The sequence below is a fragment of the Paraburkholderia xenovorans genome (assembly GCF_046030735.1).
Classification (GTDB): domain Bacteria; phylum Pseudomonadota; class Gammaproteobacteria; order Burkholderiales; family Burkholderiaceae; genus Paraburkholderia; species Paraburkholderia xenovorans_A.
Genome location: NZ_JAQQBV010000008.1, coordinates 21,794 through 43,017 on the forward strand (window position 1 = coordinate 21,794; position 21,224 = coordinate 43,017).

The 21,224-nt window shown below is 60.8% G+C and carries 13 protein-coding genes; 2 read left to right on the forward strand and 11 right to left on the reverse strand.

Annotated elements, in window-relative coordinates; genetic code table 11:
• Positions 1-27 precede the first annotated feature (27 nt).
• The 7 genes from PQQ51_RS09770 to PQQ51_RS09800 form a co-directional block, all read right to left on the reverse strand.
• A complete protein-coding gene (locus PQQ51_RS09770; protein ID WP_408496570.1) occupies positions 28-1,071 on the reverse strand; it encodes a glycosyltransferase in 1,044 nt (347 codons plus the stop codon).
• Entirely contained in the window at positions 1,019-2,479 is a 1,461-nt protein-coding gene (locus tag PQQ51_RS09775) for a glucosamine inositolphosphorylceramide transferase family protein (RefSeq protein WP_408496571.1), read from the reverse strand. Before PQQ51_RS09775 ends, PQQ51_RS09770 begins: the two co-directional genes overlap by 53 nt.
• Positions 2,480-2,548: 69 nt before the next feature.
• Complete coding sequence (locus PQQ51_RS09780) at positions 2,549-3,766, reverse strand: glycosyltransferase family 4 protein (protein ID WP_408496572.1); 1,218 nt, start codon at positions 3,764-3,766, stop codon at positions 2,549-2,551.
• 67 nt (positions 3,767-3,833) lie between these two features.
• Positions 3,834-4,622, reverse strand: a complete 789-nt coding sequence (locus tag PQQ51_RS09785; protein WP_408496573.1) for a glycosyltransferase family 2 protein — start codon at positions 4,620-4,622, stop codon at positions 3,834-3,836.
• Positions 4,619-6,019: a glycosyltransferase gene (locus tag PQQ51_RS09790; protein WP_408496574.1), complete on the reverse strand. Its 1,401-nt coding sequence runs from the start codon at positions 6,017-6,019 to the stop codon at positions 4,619-4,621. The genes PQQ51_RS09785 and PQQ51_RS09790 overlap by 4 nt, the downstream gene beginning before the upstream one ends.
• Before the next feature lie 97 nt (positions 6,020-6,116).
• Positions 6,117-7,418 carry a lipopolysaccharide biosynthesis protein gene (locus tag PQQ51_RS09795; RefSeq protein WP_408496575.1) on the reverse strand — a complete coding sequence of 434 codons (1,302 nt, stop codon included), beginning with the start codon at positions 7,416-7,418 and terminating at the stop codon, positions 6,117-6,119.
• A gap of 176 nt (positions 7,419-7,594) precedes the next feature.
• Positions 7,595-9,823: a polysaccharide biosynthesis tyrosine autokinase gene (locus PQQ51_RS09800; RefSeq protein WP_408496576.1), complete on the reverse strand. Its 2,229-nt coding sequence runs from the start codon at positions 9,821-9,823 to the stop codon at positions 7,595-7,597.
• A gap of 377 nt (positions 9,824-10,200) precedes the next feature.
• On the opposite strand from PQQ51_RS09800, the gene PQQ51_RS09805 reads away from it, so the two are divergent.
• Entirely contained in the window at positions 10,201-12,414 is a 2,214-nt protein-coding gene (locus PQQ51_RS09805) for a glycosyl hydrolase family 28-related protein (RefSeq protein WP_408496577.1), read from the forward strand.
• A 19-nt stretch (positions 12,415-12,433) separates the two neighbouring features.
• Here PQQ51_RS09805 and PQQ51_RS09810 read toward each other — a convergent pair whose 3' ends face one another.
• Together PQQ51_RS09810 and PQQ51_RS09815 are read right to left on the reverse strand one after the other, a co-directional pair.
• Positions 12,434-15,871, reverse strand: a complete 3,438-nt coding sequence (locus PQQ51_RS09810; protein WP_408496578.1) for a DEAD/DEAH box helicase — start codon at positions 15,869-15,871, stop codon at positions 12,434-12,436.
• A gap of 143 nt (positions 15,872-16,014) precedes the next feature.
• The gene (locus PQQ51_RS09815) at positions 16,015-16,797 is read right to left on the reverse strand and encodes a DeoR/GlpR family DNA-binding transcription regulator (RefSeq protein WP_408496579.1); all 783 of its coding nucleotides are present in this window, start codon (positions 16,795-16,797) and stop codon (positions 16,015-16,017) included.
• A 244-nt stretch (positions 16,798-17,041) separates the two neighbouring features.
• Here PQQ51_RS09815 and PQQ51_RS09820 point away from each other — a divergent pair, with 244 nt between their 5' ends.
• On the forward strand, positions 17,042-19,528 hold the full coding sequence (locus PQQ51_RS09820) for a GcvT family protein (protein WP_408496580.1): 2,487 nt from the start codon (positions 17,042-17,044) through the stop codon (positions 19,526-19,528).
• Here the strand turns inward: PQQ51_RS09820 and PQQ51_RS09825 are convergent.
• Entirely contained in the window at positions 19,518-20,078 is a 561-nt protein-coding gene (locus PQQ51_RS09825; RefSeq protein ID WP_408496581.1) for a cytochrome b, read from the reverse strand. The two genes, PQQ51_RS09820 and PQQ51_RS09825, sit on opposite strands and share 11 nt — an antisense overlap.
• Complete coding sequence (locus PQQ51_RS09830; RefSeq protein ID WP_408496582.1) at positions 20,075-21,166, reverse strand: catalase family peroxidase; 1,092 nt, start codon at positions 21,164-21,166, stop codon at positions 20,075-20,077. Before PQQ51_RS09830 ends, PQQ51_RS09825 begins: the two co-directional genes overlap by 4 nt.
• Positions 21,167-21,224: the final 58 nt, after the last annotated feature.

Here is a 21,224-nt window from a genome sequence, read left to right on the forward strand (position 1 = left end):
ACGATCAGCGTGCGGAACTCGCTGAACTCACTCCGCAATGACCTTGACAGGCGAACCCATTCGGGCTGCCCTTTCGACGAGGCACGCATTCACCATCGCTTCCACCACTCGGCACGCTGAAAAACGTGCCACGGACGCACGCACCGAATCGACACGAGGCAACCGGCGTTCCGCGCGAGTGATTTCGCCGAGAATAGCCGCGAGCGCGGCCGTATTGCCCACCGGGAAAAGCCAACCGTTCACGTCGTTCTGAACGATATCCCGCGCTCCCGCACAATCGGAACTGACACAGGCAACGCCTCTTGCCATGGCTTCAGCGAGAACCATGCCAAAGCCTTCGTATTCGGATGTCATGACCAGCGCGGAAGCGGACTCCACATGATCCCAAGGCCGCTCCTGCCAGCCGAGCCACGTCATCCTCCCGTCGATCGCCAGTTCGCTCGCAAGCGACATCAGGCGCTCCCGGTCCGGTCCATCTCCGACAATCGACGCGCTCCAGTTCCCACCGGTCATGCCGAGCGCACGAATGAAATCGCGAACGTTCTTCGGGCTGTCGTAAGTCAGCCGGCCGACGTACACGAAATGCGCAGCGTTCTCCGTTCTGAGAATCGACGGCAGATCCCGGTCCACCTCGACCGGATTGTGTATCAGGTAGACATTGCGGCCTCGCACAGCTGGATCGTTTCGCAAATGCCGCTGGTTATCCGAGTTAATACATAGATGGAAATCGGCGAGATGCAGCGCCGGTTCGATAGCCGGCACGATCGGCCCATGCATCCACGACGCGATCGGCGCGGACGGCAGACAGACGCGACGAATCAACCAGCCCAACTGCAACGCCGGGCCGTCCGCGCCGACAATCACGTCGGGCTTGAAATTTCTCAGCATCGCGGGCAGCACCGTCGCGTATTTGAAGTAACGGAGCCAGCGCTTTTCGTTCACCCGACCTATCGTGCGATGATTCAATCCCGCCAGCCATTCCTCGTGATACGACCCTCCGAGAAGAAACAGTTTTGCTTCATGCCCTTGCCGGACCATCTCCTTCAGTACGCCGCTGATCACTGTCTCCATCCCGCCCCGGCCAAGTCGGCCGAAGCATAAAATCGCGATCTTCATTTTCTAGTTCCTCCATCCGTGGAAACGGAACGCTTCGCCCGGGCCAATGCCAAAGCCGGCTCTTGACGTCCACGATAGCCAGATCCCCAGCGGCATTCCACGTGTGCACGCCGTCGTAAGCTCTCGGTGCTGTCCAGCTGAATATCACGTGCTCCCTATAGGTCGTTCTGGTGAGTTCCGTGATTTCGCAAAAGCGCAGCGATGCGCCATAGTCTTTCTCGCAATCCTGCGCGGGTCTCACGAGTCTGTTGTTCCTGTCTCTGAACACTTTGCCCGCCATACGTGCGCAACGGCAATCCGATATCACCGGATTCATCGGATGCGGTGTCCAGGGTCCGAACGGACTGTCCGCGTAATACACCGATAGTTCATCGTAGTTGGGCTCTCCATCGCGCGCGAGACTCGTCCACATCCACCAGTTGCCGTCTTCCACGTGGAGCGTGGTATCCGCGGCGATCACGTCGGTCAGCAGTATCCGGTGCAATTCCCAGCCGGATGGAAATGCATTTGCCCGATAGACCTCCACGGTTCTGTTCTCCGAAGTCTCCGGAATCATGAAGACTTCTCCTTCGTATTCGAAAACGTACGGATAAGAAAGATGATAGGGACGTTTCAGTACCACGCGAGGTTCTCCGATCATACGGCGCGTCGATGCATCGATCTGCACGTGACTGATGACGCCACGCCCTTCGTCGTAGGGAAAATCTTCGAAGAACAAGTGATAGCGGCCGGACTGATCGAGCCAGAGAAATGGATCGGCGTAAAAACGATCCGGGCGCCCTCCGAGCTTCCGCCATGGCGTTTCAGTTTCATCACGCGACGTATCATCGGATTGCCGCGAAGCCGTGTAGTCGTTGCTTGACATCGCGGCGAGCGCCCAATGCTCCCTTCTAACAAATAAGGCCGAGATCTTCCTGAAAAGCCGGTAACTCAGATGACGAACGGCGAAGCGCACGATTTCCGCGGAAAAAACCTGCACCGCCGGTTGTTGTATGCGCGGAAGAACTATCGGCGAACATTGGTCGAGATCGTGTTTGCGCTCACGCGCTCTCGCAAGAAGCGTTTCGTAACGGCCCATGCAAAGCCGCAACGACGCGCAGAAAAAGTACCTTTCCGGAACGGCAACATGAGACTCGCAAAGAAGCCGAGCCTGCCCATCGTGCGGCGATATCCACACTATCTGGATATGCGGCGTTTCTAAAGCGAGCAGTACTTTATAAAGAGAATGGATTCCGGAATTGCCATTGAACAATACGAGCAAATCTTCGCCCACTGCGGGGGCCTGAGGCAACGTATCGTATATACGCTTCGACAGCCTCTGCTCGATCCGCATCCACGTTTCAAGCATACGCGGGAAGTGCATGACGCCGATACTCCTTCTGCGCTGGTTTTTCGCTCGCTAGCGGCACCACCAAGGTTATCTTACTTTCAATTACCTTTGTAAGTTCAACCATCCTTCCTCGTCGCGTAGGTTCGGTAGCGCACACAGGTCCGACGCGATTCGCTCCGGAGTGCGGTGTATCAAAGCTTCAATTGAACGCAGCATAGTCGCGCCCGCTACAGACCAGCGTAACCGCGTACTGAACTGGCCGAATGCGCCCATACAGAGAGCCGTATAGCGCGACTGATCCTGAAGCGTCTGCTCGATGAAGTCGGCCCATTGCTCAGGCGAGTCTCCTGTTTCGAACAAATGCCCATTCTCGCCAGGCCGCACCGATGTCGGTATACCACCGGTTCTATTGGCCAGAATAGGCAGCCCAAACGAGCACGCCTCCGAAAATACATTGGCATTGCATTCCGCCACCGCGGGATGAATGAGAAAAGCCGCTTCCGAGAAACAGCGCTGGATGGTTTCCGCATCCTTGGGATTGCTCTTGGAAAGGAAGCCATACTCGGTTGCCCACGACTCCCCCGCTCCCGGATTCGAGCCCACGATATCGAGTTGAGCGTCAATCCCACGTGCTCGCAATTCCCGCGTCACGGCGAGTGCAAAGTCGCCACGCTTGCGTGCCCATGCAAGGCCGATGAACAGCAGTCTGACTTGCGGACTGCTCAGGCGTCGCGTTGTCAGCTCGCGAATATTCGACTCATCGAGACCGCTCGTGAAATTGGATCCGAACGGGATCACCTTCACGCGCTCCGGATTCAGCGAATAAAGCCTGACCGCCGACTCTGCCGCCCAGTCGGAACTGAACACGCTCAACGCGCACGAGCGCAAAGCGGTTCGCTCGAGTGCGTCGCCGTCGCGGCGATTGCGACCCGTCATTTTTCTGAACTCGGGGTAGTAGTCGATCAGACCTGAAAAGGTGGCGTCGGTCCAGACGACCTTCGGGACGGTCGTCTGCAAATACGTCAACGCGATCGATCCCGGCGACAGAATCGCGTCGACCGCGAGATCTTTCAAGCGCTGTTGCGCTTGTGCCGAATAGCGGCGTACCACCGAAGGTTCCCGTTCGAGCTGATGAACATTACCCGCAAGCCGCGCATAAACCGCTCGCGTGAACGCCGGCGGACTGGGACGTTTGCGCAGGCCGCCGATATAGATGACCTCGGCGCCCGCCTCCGCAAGCGCCTTCGGTATCTGATATCCCGCGCCTGACCAGGCATTGGGGTCGTGCGCATCGTATGGCGTGACGTAAGCAATTCTCATCGTTCGATTCCGCTAAAGATTGATCGCGTGCAGCGCACGCGGCGTCTCATCGCCGCGAGGGATTCGATCAGGCATACCCACGCACCCACGATCGAAGCATGATGAAGAGAATGGTGAATTGCTTGGCGCCCCAGAATGCCTGAGCAAGCGTTCTGTCGTAAGCTGCTCTGCCGCGCCCCATCGCTTCTGCAAAGAGCCGGATGTACTCGGCATCCAGTTTGCGGATGTAGTCCGGGCCACCGGTGATGGTTTCCTCATAGCGACGAAATGCACCCAACGGACGCGATACACCATAAAAACGCATGCCGCGCAGCTTGAATTGCAGGAACAGTTCGGCATCCCAGCACACGCGGTTATTCATGTTGAAGCCACCGGCCTCCCGATATGCGGACTCCCTGAAAAAGAACCCTTGCTGAAAGAGATTGATCGCCTGATAGGCGAAGAACCGCTTACCGAAATGAGATGGAAAGTAGCGTCTGACGAGTGCGTCTTCCTGGTCGGCGATATAGCCGCCGCCGTGCAGCACGGCGACTTTGTTCTCGCGCTCGAAGAAGCGGTCGACGAAACTCAACGCGCCGGGCAGCAGGAAGTCGTCGGCATTGACAAAGCAGTAGATGTGCCCTGTGGCCCGGTTAAAACCGTGGTTCAGCCCTTCGGCGGGACCATTGTCCGGTTCCAGCACACGCACGACTTTGTCGCCATAAGAGTCGATAATCGCACGGCTATCGTCCGTACTGCCCGGATCGACAATGATCATCTCGACTGCTACGCCGGTTTGCGACAATACCGAGTCGATGCATCGTCGCAAGAACTTGCCCTTGTTGTAGGAAATGGTGACAACGGAGATCTTGTTCATCCCTGCTCCTTTTCATGAGTATCCAAAGATGCAGCGGTAGAGAAAGCCTCAGGGCCGAGCGGATCGTGATCGCTCAACGCAAGTGGCCGCGCGGACACGGCGCCAACACGGGCGCCATGAGGCAAAACGGCATCTGCGTGCCCTAGCAGACGCTTGTAGAGCGCGTCCAGTTGATCCCCGTACGATGATTGGCCGTAGTGCGTGCGCACGAAACTCCGGTTGCTTGCGCCTACCTCCTGAACGCGTGACGGATTGGCGAGAGCCGCCAGAATTGCGGCCTGAAGCGCGTGCGGGTCGCCGGGTTTCACCAGGCTCCCATGCCGGCCGTCTTCTACGACGCTGCCGGCATTGGGCGTGGTGATGACGTAACAACCGCACGCGAGTGCTTCGAAGACCACACGGGCGGAGCCCTCGGCCAACGAAGGAAACAGGAAAATCGGTGTCGCAACCATCAGTTCGGCGAGCGCCTCACGCGATACGAAACCGGCATGACGAACGTTTTCACGCCGTAGAAATGCGCTGTAATCCTGGGTCGCCTTTTCGTTCACATTCCCCGCTACCGTCAACACCCATTCCGACGATGGAATTTTTTCGAGCGCCTGGATGATCACGTCGAAGCCCTTTCGCCGCGATACTTCGCCTGCGAAAAGAAGATGTCCCGGCCCGTTGCGGCTTATTTCGCGCGGAATGCCGGCAATGAACTTCTCGTCCAGCCCCTGATAGATGACGCTGATTTTTCTGCGCGGAATGCGATGACAGATCAGCGTGGTTCTAACCAGTTCCGAGTTGGCCAGTATGTGATCCGCAGCCTCGATATCGGCGAGTACGCGCTTCCACATCGGCGATAGCTTCGTTGCGGCCATGGTTTCGCGATCGGGCAGTTTTCCGCCGTTCTCCACCATGAAATCGAAGACGAGCGGACTCACCACCGAGTGGTCGCACAGGCAGAGCATTCCCTTTGCTTTCGCCAATGCGACCGAGCGGCCGCCGTAACCCGCACGAAAATGATAGATATCGGCATTGCTGCGTTCGACAGCACAGCACGCCAGCCTGCCGTATATCTGCAGGCCCGCGCCCTGCAAACGTTCGTTGACTTCATGAAGCCCGAATATTCTGCCGAATATCACGCCGGCTTGAATCAGCAGCTCCGCGCTCCAGATCGACACGACCCTTTCGTCCGGCACACTTTCCGATGCGCGGTCAAAAAAACGCGCGAGTCGTGCCGATTTCTTTCCGAAATTCGCCAGCCAATAACGCGCGAAGCGTCCTTTCGGATAGGCACCCGTCACAAAAATGTCGAGTGCGCCTCTCCTCGCCGCTTCCATCGCGGCTGCTACCAGGTGAAAGCGAAATACGCCATTTGAGACGATGACCTTAAACATCCGGATCTCCAGCAATAATTCAGTAATTAATTAGTTATACTTATTTAGAAGAAAAATGCCTCGCCCATACCGATATGCGGCTATTTTTTGAGTAAGATTTGAATGTGTTACATCACTGCGTCACAAGGGACGCGGAGCAGCTTTTACTGTGCTCGTCAAAAAAGGCCTTTACGTAGAGATAACAGGTACCCGCCATCGCTACTTCGGTGAGTATCATTGCGAGTGCCGCGCCTTCCAGCCCGTAGCTGCGACCCGCGAGGAAAGCACAACCCAGACTCAGTGCGGATGCGACGACATAAATGATCGATACCGCGCCCAGCTTGTTGACGGCCGTCAACAGAATCAATCCCACCTGCCATAAACCTGAGAACGCGGTCACGAGAAGCAGGATGTTAAAAAGATGCGGAATGTACGCGATCCGCCCATGCGTCCAGAGCTTGATCACGAACGGGCCCGCCACATAAAGAACCAGTGCGCCGCCGATCGACGCGACAATCGTCGCCATCGTGCCGTATCGGTAGAGCCCGCGCATCGTCGCGAAAGCGCCTTCGCCATAACGTCGTGAAAATTCAGGCCATAGAACCCGGGTCAACATGTTGACCGCCTGGAAGCAGATTCTCGCCAGTGTCCGATAAGCACTGAAGATCGCGAGTGTCGGCGTGCCGAACATGCTGCCCACTAGCAGCACCATTCCTTGCAGGCTCAACGCATTGGCGGCCGGCAGCGAGATATAGGACAAGCCTGGAACGACCATGCTGGTCAATTCCGCTTTGCTTGCGCCGCTGATACTCCAGCGATATTGCGGATAACGATGCCGGATGTACAACCACGTCAATAGATTTGCGATCAGTCTGCCCAGAAAATATCCGATGCCCACATCGGCAAGCGAGCGTCCCACGACAAGGCCGACAATGCTGCCGAGCCATTCCGCCACGCGGCCGAGATTCAACGCGATGATCCCCATCGGGTAGTCGTCGCAGGCGCGAAACACGGACTCGAACAATCCACTCAGCACACACGCAAGAGAAGCGCCGATCAGCAGCGACAACGCCACCCGGTGCTCCACGCTCACACCCGAGTCGCCGAAACTGAACAACCACAACCCTGGCAATACGATCGCGCCCACTACGGCAATCGCCGCCAGCGCGAACGCCAGCATGCTTTGAAAGATGCGCTCCGCGGATGCGACGTCACCGCCCGCGGCAAGGATCGCCATCCGGTTCATGCCGACCGACAGAATCCCCACGTCCATTGCCGACAGGTACGCGGGTATCGCGGACAACATCAGCCATTCGCCGTAGCGCGACAGGCTCCAGAACTGCAGAAAAATCGGCAGCGACAACAACTGGATAGCGACTGTCACGACCTGTCCGAAGAGATTCGCGCCGAGCCCGAGAGAAATTCGATGGAACATGCGACTCATGGTTTGGACGATGACAACAATGCGTCGACCTCCTCGGTTGCGAGAAGCCGAAAGCGATGAACGATCCGCCGCTGAACATGCCGCGAGACGGGGCCAGTGATCATCGAAGCGCGTTACCTGCGTTACCTGCGTTACCCAGGTTACCGACGCTAAACACGTTACGCACGTTATGCACGGGCCTGTCCCAATACGCCATGCTGTGACGTGTAGTACTTCGCGTAACCGGATGCATATCCGTAAGACGTTTGCCGGACATCCGTGACCAGAATGCCGCTTACCGCGACACCCACCTGTCCCAAACGTTTTTTGGATTCCGCGATCTCTTCGAATGAATGACTGCCGTGCCGGACTACCAGCAGCGTCGTTTTCGCAAACTTTCCGAGCAAGCTCGCATCGGTGACCGCGAGTACCGGCGGCGTGTCGACAATGACAATGTCGTAAGCGCGAGCCAGCGTGTCGAAGATTTCCTGCGCCGCGCCGCCGAGCAGCAGATGATCCGGCGCCGCGTTGATGAGTCCGCGGGTCAACAGATCGACTCCGGGCATGACGTCGTGCACGATCAGGCCGGTCACCTCTTGTCCGGCGAGCGCGTCGGAGAGTCCCGCGCGGTAGCCGAGTTTGAACTGCGCATGCAGATCGCCGCAACGCATGTCGCCGTCGACGAGCAGAACGCGCCGCCCCGCTACCGCCGATACGGCCGCGAAATTGACCGAGAGAAAAGATTTGCCCGCACCCGGCCGGGTGCCGGTGATCATTACGACACCTCCAGCTCCAAGTGCGACAGGCGCACCGTTTCCGTCGAGAGCGGTTCGAAGCACGCGCAGACTTTCCACCGCGGTGTCCTGCGGCGCGTTCATCGCCAGTACGCGTTCGACTTCGCGCCCGCGCCGTACACGACGCTCGATATAAGCCTGCCGCGCGCTACGCGGCACCACCGCGAACACAGGAATGCCGGACACGCGCTCTATTTCGACCGAGCGGTCCGCTTCGTCGCGTAACGCGGAGCGCACACGCGCTGCGACCGCGCCCAGAATCAAGCCCAGCAGCGCGGAGCCGAACATGATCAGCGTCCGTTTCGGCTTGATGGGTTTCTCCGGTGTCATCGCGGTGTCGACGAGTCTGACACTGCCGATCTGCCCCGCCTCGATCACGCGCAACTGCTGCGCGCTATTGAGCAGATTCGTATAAAGCTCGCTATTGACCCGGACGTCCCGTTCGAGACGCAGCGCCTGCTGTTCGGTATCGGGCAACCGGGATACGCGTTGAGCCAGCGAACCCTGCTCCTGCCTCAGTATTGCGATCTGTTCATCGAGCGCATTAACCGATGCGGCCGATGCGGTGAAACGCTGTGTCAATTCCGCGCGCTGCTGCATCAGCGTCACTTCTTTGGCCCGTTCGTCGGCGACCTGCTTGACGAGCGTTTTGCCTTCCTCGCTGAGATCGACCGTTCCCTTACTGTTTCTGAACTCGTTGTACTGCTGTTCCGAGCGTTCGAGCTCCGTGCGCAGTACCGGCAATTGGCCCTGCAAAAAATCCAGTGAATGTTGTGCTTCGGCCGAACGACGCTGAATGTTCTGCTGGATGTACTCGTTAGCGACCGTATTGACCACCTTGGCAATATGCGCCGGATTGTGTCCGTCGAGCGACATCGACACCACACCGGTTTCCTTGGTCCGCTCCGCAATGAAGAGTGCTTCCTGCAGCGCGGTAATGGTTTCCAGCGTGGACGCACGCGTGAGACGGAACTCGCAACCGGGCTGCGAGATCAGCGTGTCGACCTTCAAATCGATCGGACCGGACGCGCTCGTCACATGTAACGGTGTGCCGACCACGCCAGTGGCGAACCTCACGCCATTGCCGTTCATAAGATCGAACTGGTTATTACCCTTCGCAATCAGCGTGAACTGAACGTTCTCCAGCGAGCGCGGCACATCGAAACGCGAGACTTCAATCTTCTCGCCGCCCCACGCGAATTGCGACAAGCCGAGAATCGGCGAAGCCAGATCGCCGGGCTGACTGCGCGATGCCCAGCGCGTGCCAAATACCGGGAAATAGCGCGGCGTTGCCACGATATCGAGATTGAGCTTACGCACAGTCTGCGCCACCACGAGGCGCGAGCGCATCAACTCCATTTCCGTATCGGCATTGGTCTTGCCGCGCGAATTGAAAATCGCTTCGAGTTGTCCCACCTGTTCTCTGCCGCGATCGCCGCTCGACGGACCGTCAGGCTCGACCTGAATGATCGCGTCCGCACGATATGTGGGCGGAGTCAGATACGCATAGGCGAGACCCGCCATAAAAACCAGAAACGATGTAAAAACAACTAATTTCCAGTTCTCGATTAACAACGCAAACTGATCGACGAAGCGAATTCGCTCGTCGCGCTCAAAATACATTGGGCGGTTTTCGGCGGCCTGGCTCATGGAATCGGTGGTCGAAGTGTTTTGCAACGGACACCTGTCGTGCCGGCTTCGTCAGCCGGCGCCAGGCAGCGAACCACGCAATCGCTCACAAATGTCGGGCAAATTACCCAAATGAGCTTGTGCGTTGAATATAGACAGATTTAAATTCATCGAAGCCGGGTTGACTGATGCTGACAACATGTTGGCGAGTCAGGAACAATCCGGATTCACTCTGGCCTCGTACGCGATGACTTGCACAGGTATGCTCGAACTTGCAGTGGTGCGGTCAGAATCTCGCGATGTCGTAGCGCGGCGCCACAGTCATTCGGAAGCGGCATTGTGTTTTTCTTCTCTGTGAATGGAGACGGTCATTGCCTTCAAGAAGAGACGCGTTGAGGGCTTGCCTCGCGAGTTGGGCATTAGGCGCATGCGGCAAGGTGCAGACACCGGCGGAAGGTTCGAGCGGTGAGCGTGCAGCGGCATCAGCGGCATCAGCGCCCTCCGTGGCCGCGACAAGTCCCGCTTCCACCCCGGACGTTCGCGAGGCTGCGCTGCCCACGTTACCGGCCGCCGAGCCGTGTCTTCCGTGCGGCGATCCACTTAACGTCACCCAGTTCGGCGCTAAAGGCGACGGTCGAACCGACGATACCGCGGCATTCAAGTCGGCGATATCGCGCGCGTTTGCAACGGGCAGGAACATCTATATTCCTGCCGGCCAGTATCTGATCAGCGACACATTGGAGCTCGCGCACAATTACAGTCCACAGCAAAGCAACGTCGCGAACAACGTCATTGCGATTACGTTGATCGGCGACGGTCCTCATTCCACCTATCTGCTGTGGGCGGGCCGCGTGCCGATGACTACCGTGAAGAAGCCGATGATCTTCATGCAGGGCTTCGTCGGCTTGAGAAGACTCACGCTGACGGGCGGCCGCCAATATCTCGGCACCACGGTGTATACGCCGTTCTACGGCATCGTCGGTAATGGAACCTTCTGGCACAACGTGCTCGATGAAGTGGAGATCCGCTCGGTAGCTGTGTGTTTTTCAGCGGGCATCGCACAACGCTATGTCAAAGACGGGCGCAATGGAATTGAAATCGACCCGCCTCATGGCGGCGACACACTCACCGTCGACTTCGCGCAAATGCGAATATCGCGTTGCGTATTTCGCGCTGAAGTATTGGAGTTTTCCGACGGCAAGTTCGCGGCCGCGAGCGCGCTCGATGCAAGCGGCAAGCCGCTGCTGAGTCAATGCGGCGCATTGGAGATCGGCCGGCCGCAAAGCGTCAATATCGAATTCGATACCTGCTCGTTCGAAAACGCGAATGAACAGGCGCTGCACACCATCCGGCTCGCCAATGCGGGCGATATCCTGTTCAGCAATTGCATTCTTTCCGCACCGCCCGTATCGCAAGGACACACCTATGCGATCGTCGAGAAAACGGATTCGGGCGGATCGAATCTTTACCTGGATCATTGCTATCTGATGGGCGGCATCGCGCAACTCAGCACTACCCAAGGTGTATTGCGCATACGAAAGTGCAATGGCGAAAATGTCCCGCCCTATGTGGCGTTCAAGAATGTGGTCGATCTCATTCGTATCGAGAATCTGGGCACGACGGTCGATATCGACGGCCTGGATATCGGCCGCGGAAACTTCACGAAGCAACTTACGCTCAGTGCTGCCCAGCAATTGGCGGACGGCACTACCAATGCCGTCGGCAATACGACTGCCACTTTCGACCACCGGCTCTACACGCTTCGCAATATCACAGGTGTAGGCGTGATTCATTGCGGTCACGAAACGTTTTCGCTGTCCACGCGAACCGACGCCGTGCTGAGTCTCGCGCCCGATTTCGCGTCGGCGGTCGGCACACGCCATATCGCGATGTCGTATTTGTCGGACGATGCAATCGACCGCGCGTCGTCAGCCGGTTTTGCCACACCGGTGATGCGTGGCGGCAGATGGATGTACGCGGCGTCGCTCAGCGCACGCAATTCGATCGCATGGTTTGTTTCTGTGGACGCCGCCACGTGCTATGACTTTTCCGCCGACATCTATGTCGAACTGCTCAACGGCAGCACGCCGGCAGGCGACGATTTCGCTATCCAGCTAACGTTTCACGATGCGAGCAAACGCCTGATCGGGCAAGGGGCGAATTCGGGCGTGTTCCTGCTCGGCGCCGTTTCGCCCACCAACGGATACGGTTTCATCACCCACCACCAGACGGTCACGATCTACTCGCAACACATTGTTCCGCCAGCGCAAGCTGCGTTCGCCCGCATCGAGCTATCGGCGAATCCGCCTGCATCTCGCTACACGAACGCCGCATTGGGAAACGTGCTGTTAGGGCCGGCCGGAGCCGCGTTGATCTTGCCGGTGGTCGCTGCGCCGAAGTTCGGCGCAGCCGGCACGCCGGTGGCGGGAACGTGGCAGCGTGGCGATTTCGTCCGCGATTCGAGGCTGCGGCTTGCAGGTACCGGCGACAACGCCGGCACTGCTTCGGCAATCTACGGCTGGCTGCGTGAAACCGACGGCGACTCGCACGTGCCCGGCACCGACTGGATCGAACTATCGACGTGAAAGCCGGCTGACAAGCCGCTCACCGCGCGCTTTCGATTTCCGGCATCGGCGCGAACAACGCATCGAGATCGTCGTCGGAGAACTTGGTGGCACCGGCGGCGTCTTCGGAAAGAATGCTGTCCGCGAGCCCCGCCTTCTGCTCCTGCAACTCGACGATCTTCTCTTCGATGCTACCGGCGGCGATCAGCTTGTAGACGAATACCGGTTTGTCCTGGCCCAGCCGATGCGCGCGGTCGGTCGCCTGATTCTCCGCGGCCGGATTCCACCACGGGTCGTAGTGGATCACGGTGTCCGCAGCGGTCAGATTCAGACCCACACCGCCGGCTTTCAGGCTGATCAGGAACAACGGCACCTCGCCTTTCTGGAAACGCTCGACTGGCGTAATGCGGTCCGCCGTGTCGCCGGTCAGGATCACATACGGAATCGAGGCCTGCTGAAGCGCTTCGGCAATCAGCGCCAACATGCCGGTGAATTGCGAGAACAGAAGCACGCGCCGCCCTTCGTCGATCAGTTCGGGCAACATCGAAAGCAGCAGATCGAGTTTGGCCGAACCCATCACGCGCGCGACTTTTTCCGCTTTTTCGCTCTTCACGTCCGCGTCGCTGCCGGTCTTGATGCTTCTCACGAGACGCGGATCGCAGCAGACCTGGCGCAGCTTCAGCAGCGCATCGAGCACGATGATGTGACTGCGCGCGAGGCCCTGCGCGCTGACCGCGGCACGCACTTTCTCCTGCATCGCCGTGCGCACCGTTTCGTAAAGATCGCGCTGCGCGCCTTCCAGATCGACCGAACACACGATCGTGGTCTTGGCCGGCAATTCCTTGGCGACCTCGTCCTTGCGACGACGCAACATGAACGGCCGGATACGGCGCGCGAGCAACGAACGGCGCACGCCGTCGCCGTTCTTCTCGATCGGATTGCGCCAGCGTTTGGTGAAATCCTTTTGCGTGCCGAGAAAACCCGGCAGCAGAAAATCGAATTGCGACCACAATTCGCCGAGGTGATTCTCGAGCGGCGTGCCGGTCAGACACAGCCGATGCCGTGCGTGCAGTCCACGAATCGCCTGCGCGGCTTTGGTGGTCGCGTTCTTCACGTACTGCGCCTCATCGAGAATCAGCAGGTGGTAGTCGTGCTCCGCCAACACCTTCTGATCGCGCCACAGCAACGCATAAGTCGTGAGAATCAGTTCGTGTTCGCCGATCTGCTCGAAGCGCTCCTTGCGCTGCGGACCGTTCAGCACGAGCACTTTCAGCTCGGGCGCGAAGCGGCGCGCTTCCTCGCGCCAGTTGTGCACGAGTGTGGTCGGCACGACGATCAGCGCAGGACGATCGAGCCGCCCCGCCTCCTTCTCGGCGAGGATGTGCGCGAGCGTCTGCACGGTTTTGCCGAGACCCATGTCGTCGGCGAGGACGCCCGCGAGATCGTGTTCGCGCAGAAACTGCATCCAGTTCAGGCCTTGCTGCTGATAGACGCGCAATTCCGCGCGCAGGCCGCGCGGCACCGGCACTTCGTGCAGACCGGGCCCGGCCTGCAGACGCCGCGCCAGTTGACGGATCGAATCTTCACCCTTGAATTGCCAGCGGCCGGTGCTGTCGAGCGCTTCCAGCCGCCCCGCGTCGACGGCCGGCACGCGCAGCGGCGCGCCGTCGGCAAGTGAGCCGCCCAGCGCGTCGAACAGGTCGACCAGCACGCGCACCACCGGTTTCAGGCGGTCGGCGCGCAACCGCAGACGCTTGTTCTCCTCCGTCTTCAGTTCGATCGGCTCGTCGTCGGCGATCGCTTCGAGCGAACCGCCGAGCCAGCGGCGGTCGCGGCGGAACAGGTCGGCGAGCAGCGGCTCGAGCCGCACGTTGCGCTCGCCGATGCGAATCCCCATTTCCAGATCGAACCAGCCGTCGCCGGCCTGATGAGCAGTGCCGTCGATCGCGTCGATCTCGATCACGTTGTAGCGGAACTCCGGCGCCATCGTCACGCGCCACCCTTTGGCGACGAGTTCCGGCACGGCCTCGTTGACGAAGCCGGACCACGCGTCGGCATCCGGCAATCCGAGCATCGTGTCGGGCAACAGGCGCGACGCGTAGACGCGGCTGGTCGGGACTTTCTGCAAGCCGGTCTTGCGCAGTTCGAGCAGCCGCTTTTTCTCGACCTCGTAACGACGGCGAATATGGATCACGTCGCCGCCCGGCATCGGCACCAGCGTGACGCTGCTGTCCACGTTGATGCTGACGCCTTCGTAGTCGAAGCTGACGCCGGCCAGTTCGACCGCTTCGGTCTTGCGCATCGCCGCTTTGCTGGAGGCCGGGAACGCGTGGCTGTTGAGCGTGAGCACCGGGACCGGATCGACGTCGATCACGCGGATCGCGGAGGCGTCGTGCGTGGGCGGCAGCGGCAGATCGGGCGCGATCTCGCGCAGCACCGACGCGACCAGCGGCGCTTCGGCGAGCGAGATCGGCGGCATCGCGAGATAGTCGGGCAACTGCTGGAACGGCAACGACGACTCGACAATGCCGGCTTCGTTCGCGACGCCGTCCACATACCAGACCGGTTCGGTGGGCAGCACCATGGAGGCGCGCGGTTCGGTCCGCAGCACGGGCCGCAGCCGCTCGTCGGCGAGCGGCTCCCATTCGATGCGCCCAGGCCGGTCGGCGCCGCGCGACAGCGGTATGGGGCCGCCATGGCCGGCGACCTGGTCGAATTCGAAGAACAGACGCCCGGTCGCCATCAGCTTGTGCAGCATCTCCGCGCCGCTCGTGCCGCGCAGAATGAATTGCCCGAAGTCTTCGCGCGAACGGCCAAGCCACAAACCGCGCAGGATCGACAGGTCGTCGTCGGAGACGAATTTGGGCTGTTTCAGCAGCGCGGCTTCCACGTTGGTCCAGGCTTCGTCGATTGCGACGATCACGCCGTCCGGATTGCAGCGCGCGCGATACAGCACCACCTCGTGGCGATTGTGGAAGTTGGACCAGTTCAGGTGATACGCAAGCGTCTGGGTGCGCGCGGCGCCCGCCTTTTGCGCGTCGGCGTCCGCAGCTTCGGCGCGCGCACGAAAGCGCTCGAGCCAGCTCACCAGTTCGGGCCGCACCCCGGACGCCGGCTCGACAGCCCTCTGCGGCGTGCCTTGCGAATAATCGGCGGGGTCGCTTTCGTCTGAACTGACCCGGACGATGTGGTCCATCTCGTCGTGATACGCGAGCTCGGCAAGCAGCAGCGCGGCAACGTGCTTGCAATCTCGGCCGACCGGACAACTGCAGTCGCTCTGTGCCCAGGGCCTGCCACCGTCGGTGCGAAATCGCACTCGCGTGCGGTACGGCAAGGTTTGCGTGCCTTGCACGTCGCCGCTCAACGTACTGCCATGCCATTTCACCTGGGTGACCGCGCCCACCGAACGCGCTTTGGCCACGGTGTGGTCACCGAGCCATTCCGCAATCCTCTCGCGATCAAAGAAAACTGACGACATCAGGCTGTATTCCTATTCAAGCCGGCAATGGCGGGCACACCTTTCCCTTTTGCGTTCGCGCAAACGTCGCCCGGATATCAGCGATGACAGGGTTGCATCGACCGGTCAGTTCCCGTACGGCATCGTTTGCTCGTGATAACCGGTCATTTTACGCGTTGCTCGGAATTGCCCGCGATGCTCACCGCCAGCCCCGCCGCCGCGAACACGCCGGCCAGCGCGGCGGCGGGCGCCTCGTCGGTCACCAGCAGGTCGACCGCGTCAGGTCCGAACGCGTGCACCAGCGCGCTATGGCCGAATTTCGCGTGATCCGCCGCCACCACGCGCTGCTCCGCCTGCGCGAACGCCGCGAGCGAAAACGCGACGTCGGCGGGCAGCGCGTCCATGAAGCGGCCCTGCTGATCGATCGCGGTGACCGAGACGATCGCGTAGCGCACGTGAAACTGGCGCAGGAAAGCGAGCACGTTGTCGCCGACCGCCGCGCAGTCGTCCGGGCGCAGCTCGCCGCCCGCGATGAACACGCGATTGCCGTTGCGCGGCGCCAGCACGCGCGCCACTTCGATGGAATTGGTCACGACCGTGAGCCGCGAGCGCGCGGCGAGCGCCTGCGCGATATGCACGCAGGTCGTGCCACCTTCGAGAATCAGCGAATCGCCGTCGCGCACCAGTTCGCCGATGCGCGCGCCGATCGCCTGCTTGGCTTCGCGGCTCGCCACCATGCGCCGCTCGAACGGCGGTTCGTCGAGACGCTCGGGCAGCATCACGCCGCCGTGCACCTTGATCAGCAGGCCGTCTGCGATCAGGGATTTGATATTGCGGCGGATGGTTTCGTCGGATACGTCGAAGCGGCCGGCCAGATCGGTGATCGTGCAGGTGCGCTGTTCGCGGACGAGACGGAGGATTTCGGCTTGGCGTTGGGTGGAGAACATGGGGCGTGAGTGCGGGAGGATGAGTGGGGAGTTTAGCAAAAGCCTCGTTTTTGACCCATTCAGGTCAACCTTAATCCACGAAAAACCACACTCTATGCAATCCACGAAAAACCACACTCTATGCGTTTGCCAGCGCGTTATTGAACTTTGTTGGACCTCGGATCCATTTGTCAAAAAGCCAGCCTCGTTGCTTTTTGATAATTTTTGTTGCAATCTACACACCTTATTCAACCAATATCAACACATGTCCACACCCATCCCCACCCACGCGCGCGTCGTCATCATTGGCGGCGGCATCATCGGCTGTTCGGTCGCCTATCACCTCGCGAAGCTGGGCTGGACCGATGTGGTGCTGCTCGAACAGGGCCAACTGTCGTGCGGCACGACCTGGCACGCGGCGGGTCTCGTCGGCCAGTTACGCGCGCAGGAAAGCATGACGAAGCTGATCCGCTATTCGACCGCCCTTTACGCGGAGCTCGAAGCAGACACGGGGCTCGCCACCGGCTGGAAGCAATGCGGCTCGCTGTCGGTCGCCCGCACCGCCGAACGGATGACGCAACTCAAACGCACCGCCGCCGTCGCGCGCGCCTATGGCGTGACCTGCGACGTGATCAGCCCGCAGGAAGCCGGCGACCTGTGGCCGGTAATGCGCACCGACGACCTGCTCGGCGCGGTCTGGCTGCCCGGCGACGGCAAAGCGAATCCCACCGATCTGACCCAGGCGCTGGCCCGCGGCGCGCGCATGCGCGGCGCGCGCATCGTCGAAAACACCCGCGTCACGGCGATCCATACGCGTGCCGCGCAAGACGGCAAAGCACGCGAGGTCAGCGGTCTCGCATGGCGCAACAAGGACGGCGAAGAAGGCACGATCGAAGCGGAGATCGTCGTCAATTGCGCGGGACAGTGGGCGAAAGCGGTCGGCCGACTGTGCGGCGTGACCGTGCCGTTGCATTCGGCCGAGCATTACTACATCGTCACCGAACGCATCGCGGGCGTGCATCCCGATCTGCCGGTGATGCGCGACCCCGACGGCTTCATCTACTTCAAGGAGGAAGTCGGCGGCCTCGTGATGGGCGGCTTCGAGCCGAACGCGAAGCCGTGGGGAATGAACGGCATCCCCGATAATTTCGAATTCCAGTTGTTGCCCGACGATTGGGATCAGTTCGAAATCCTGATGGAAAATGCGCTGCAACGCGTGCCCGCGCTCGAAACGGCGCAGGTCAGACAGTTCTACAACGGTCCGGAATCGTTCACACCGGACAACAACTTCATGCTCGGCGAGGCGCCTGAATTGCGGCGCTTTTTCGTCGGCGCGGGTTTCAACTCGATGGGCATCGCATCCGCGGGCGGCGCGGGGATGGCGCTCGCCGAATGGATCGTCGCGGGCGAGCCGACGATGGACTTGTGGCCGGTCGACATCCGCCGTTTTGCGCGCTTCAACGGCAACGACAACTGGCTGCACGACCGCGTGAAGGAAACGCTCGGCCTGCACTACGCGATGCCGTGGCCGAATCGCGAACTCGACAGTGCACGTCCGTTCCGTCGCTCGCCGCTCTATTCGATGTTGCGCGACGACGGCGCGTGCTTCGGCAGCAAGATGGGCTGGGAGCGCGCCAACTTTTTCGCACCCACACCCGCCGAAGCAAAAATCGACTACGCGTTCGGCCAGCAAAACTGGCTGCCGTGGAGTGGCGCCGAGCATCGCGCGTGCCGCGAAGCCGTCGCGTTGTTCGATATGACGTCGTTCTCCAAATTCCTCGTCAAAGGACGCGATGCCCAAAACGTGCTGCAAGGTCTCGTCGCCAACGACGTGGCCGTACCGCCCGGCACTACGGTGTATACGGGCATGCTCAACGAACGCGGCGGCTACGAATCGGACTTCACGCTGACGCGCATCGCCGATGACCAATACCTGCTCGTCACGGGCACCGCGCAAACCACGCGCGACTTCGACATGATCGAGAAAGCGATTCCGCCCGACAGCCACTGCACACTCGTCGACGTCACCGGGCAATACGCGGTGCTGGCCGTGATGGGCCCGCGCTCACGCGAGTTGCTGCAAAGCGTCTCCAAAGCCGACTGGAACAACGAAGCGTTCGCGTTCGGCCAGAGCCGCGAAGTCGACCTCGGTTACGCGACGGTGCGCGCCACCCGCGTCACCTACGTCGGCGAGCTCGGCTGGGAGTTGTACGTGCCGGTGGAATTCGCGCTCGGCGTCTACGAGACCTTGCAGGCGGCGGGCCGCGCGTTCGGCCTCGTCAATGCCGGCTACTATGCGATCGACTCGCTGCGTATCGAGAAAGGCTACCGCGCATGGGGGCGCGAATTGACGCCGGATACGAATCCGTTCGAAGCGGGTCTGTCGTTCGCGTGCAAGCTCGACAAGGAGATCCCGTTTCGCGGCCGCGACGCGTTGCTGAAACTGCGCGCCGAGCCGCCGCGCCGCCGCATGGTGGTGCTCACCGCCGACGCTGCCGCAACTCGCATGCTATGGGGCGGCGAAGCGATTCTGCGCGACGGCAAGGCGGTCGGCTTCGTCAGTTCGGCCGCGTTCGGACACACGCTCGGTTGCCCGGTGGCGCTGGGCTACGTCAACAACCCGGATGGCTCGGCCGATGCCGGCTATCTGACGAGCGGCAGTTACGCGATCGACGTCGCCGGCGAGTTGCTGCCGGCAACCGTGCATCTGAAGGCGCCGTACGATCCGCGTTCCGAGCGCGTCAGACGCTAGTCCGTCGCTCACGACGCGCGCCGCGCGCCATACTCGAAAACACGCCGTCGCGGCGGATCAGACCATGAAAAAGCGCCGCCGCGAGATGCAGCAGCACTGTCGCGAACAATGCAAATGCAAGCCACGTATGCAGCGCGCGCAGCCCCGCGAAGAGCACGACGTCGTGCGGCGCGATCGGCGGCAAATGCAGCGGGCCGTATAGCGTGACCGGATAACCGCCCGCGGAAAGCATCGCCCAACCGATCAACGGCATTGCTGCCATCAATACGTACAGCACCAGATGCGAAGCTCTCGCGGCGACACGCTGCGAGAGCGCCAGATCGTCAGGCAGCGGCGGGCTGCCGCGCGTGAGACGCACGCCCACGCGCACCACCACCAGCAACAGCAACGCGATGCCGAGCGGCTTGTGAAGCGCGATCAGCATGTCATGCGCGTGCGAAACGGTGGCGACCATGCCCACGCCGATAAACAGCATCGCGATGATCAGCGGCGCCATGATCCAGTGCAGCAATCGCGCGAGCGGACTGAAATGTGAGTGCGTCGGCGTCATGAGCGGTCTCCGCTTGTCTGGGTTCGATGAAGCTCGGGATGCAACGCCTCTTCCCGCGTGCGGCGCTTGTACGATAGCGCATACGCGGCCGAGCGCGCGGCGAGCAGCGGATCGTCCGACGGACTGATGCCGGCCGGCAGGACGGTCGGATCGAAGTTGACGTCCCGGCATGCACCGTCTTCCTGCGAACTCGTCTGCTCGAGCACCAGCGTGCCTGCATCGATGTGCTGACGATTGTCGGGCCATTGCAGCGTCGCGTCGTCTGTCGGATCGCCGGGTTGCGCGACCGTCAGGATCAGATGCCAGCGCAGCGGTCCGTTTTGCAGACGCTGATCGAGATCGGCTTGCAGGAAATTCTTTGCGCTTTTTTGCGCGTCGGTGATCGGCGCGTACGGCGTCTCAGGCACCATCGCCCAGCGCACGGCGCGCGTGGTGCCGGTCGCGTCGGTGAAACGGAATGCATTGATGCCGTAGTACGCCGCGTTCGCCAGACTCGACGACGGCGGATGCGCCTGCACCCAGGCCCGGAACGGCTGCGTCTCCGGATTCGCCGCGTAAAAAGCTTTTATCTTCGCCGGGTCCGGCTTGCCGGTTGCGGGGTCCGGTTGCGAGGCCAGCAATTGCCGGTAGAACTGTTCGGGCGTGTGCACTGCGAAGACGGGCGTCGAATTCATACCGGTGCGCCACTGCTCGCCGTTGTTCAACTGGAACAGCAAGGCCATGCTGCGCACCGGCACACTCGTGTCGGGCGCCGACGGGTTGCCGCCGGGCACCGCGAAACGGCCGGTCACCGGGGTACGGCCCACGGTGAAGACCGCCGCGTGCGACAGCACAGCGCCGTCGCCGTTGCTGTCGAAATAGCCCGACACGCACAGTCCTTTCGCATGATTGCGCCGGAAGCCCGGATGCGGTTTGCCGGCCACTTTTTCGAACGTATCGATCAGACGCGGCGCGGTGAGGCGCGCGGACGTCAGCCAGCCGGCGGTGTAGGCAAAGCCGCCCGCGAGCGCCAGCACGACCGCGCCGATCGCCGCGAGCCTGCATGGCACGCACACCGGCGTTGAATGGGGAACAGGGGATTTGGTCACGAGGCTCCTTGACTGTGGGATGGGCACACGCATCGGCTAACACGCGAGGGCGAGATCT

Bases quoted from the DNA above. Each gene is read 5' to 3' on its own strand.
- PQQ51_RS09770 (WP_408496570.1), bottom strand. From the start codon at position 1,071: ATGGAGACAGTGATCAGCGGCGTACTGAAGGAGATGGTCCGGCAAGGG.
- PQQ51_RS09775 (WP_408496571.1), bottom strand. From the start codon at position 2,479: ATGCACTTCCCGCGTATGCTTGAAACGTGGATGCGGATCGAGCAGAGG.
- PQQ51_RS09780 (WP_408496572.1), bottom strand. From the start codon at position 3,766: ATGAGAATTGCTTACGTCACGCCATACGATGCGCACGACCCCAATGCC.
- PQQ51_RS09785 (WP_408496573.1), bottom strand. From the start codon at position 4,622: ATGAACAAGATCTCCGTTGTCACCATTTCCTACAACAAGGGCAAGTTC.
- PQQ51_RS09795 (WP_408496575.1), bottom strand. From the start codon at position 7,418: ATGTTCCATCGAATTTCTCTCGGGCTCGGCGCGAATCTCTTCGGACAG.
- PQQ51_RS09800 (WP_408496576.1), bottom strand. From the start codon at position 9,823: ATGTATTTTGAGCGCGACGAGCGAATTCGCTTCGTCGATCAGTTTGCG.
- PQQ51_RS09810 (WP_408496578.1), bottom strand. From the start codon at position 15,871: ATGTCGTCAGTTTTCTTTGATCGCGAGAGGATTGCGGAATGGCTCGGT.
- PQQ51_RS09815 (WP_408496579.1), bottom strand. From the start codon at position 16,797: ATGTTCTCCACCCAACGCCAAGCCGAAATCCTCCGTCTCGTCCGCGAA.
- PQQ51_RS09820 (WP_408496580.1), top strand. From the start codon at position 17,042: ATGTCCACACCCATCCCCACCCACGCGCGCGTCGTCATCATTGGCGGC.
- PQQ51_RS09825 (WP_408496581.1), bottom strand. From the start codon at position 20,078: ATGACGCCGACGCACTCACATTTCAGTCCGCTCGCGCGATTGCTGCAC.